This is a genomic window from Vibrio sp. 1402, from assembly GCF_033340275.1.
Genome location: NZ_JAWOWE010000535.1, coordinates 1 through 566, shown reverse-complemented (window position 1 = coordinate 566; position 566 = coordinate 1). Strand labels below are relative to the sequence as shown.

Genomic DNA, 566 nt, shown 5'->3' with positions numbered 1-566 from the left:
CGAAGAAAGTTTGTGAAGCTCAAACAAGGCTGGGTACAAAAAGCCTGTACCCAGAGATCGAATGCCAAGCAACTGCATCGCTGCTTGATTCGAAAGTAGGATTTGTCCATGGCTGGCATCTAGCACCAGCACTGGATAAGGCGAATCAGTAATAAGCTGCTTAAGTGCGTTTTGGAAACGAAAGTAGATAAGTGCTATCGCAATCGCACTGACTATCGATAGCAGGACAATATATCCATAACTCTCCTGCCCATTCCAAAGCCAATTAAGTAACTGATCCATTTTTCCACCTATAAAGCAAACTGCTAAAAATATATCAGTTATTTATTGAGCAATCTGCTTTTAATTCCGGCTTCGTGTAGATAAAAGGCTTTCCTATTAAACTGCCTTGAGCGCCATCTTTATTTAATGCGCGACCAATTTCAGTCATGGCTAACCAACGGTTTTCACACCAAAGCGGGGACAACAACGTTGGACGACGAGCTGCGGAAGAGACACGATGAAACACAACATCAGCAGGCGTCATACGAATCATTTCACTGGCAATCGCAACATATTCTTCCAAT

Annotated in this window: 2 pseudogenes; both read right to left on the bottom strand. The window is 42.9% G+C overall.

The window, feature by feature from the left end:
* Nucleotides 1-282 (bottom strand): annotated as a pseudogene (locus R7044_RS27110) (diguanylate cyclase); the annotation flags it as partial.
* Between the two features lie 34 nt (nt 283-316).
* Nucleotides 317-566, bottom strand: a pseudogene (locus tag R7044_RS27105) (TIGR01212 family radical SAM protein); the annotation flags it as partial.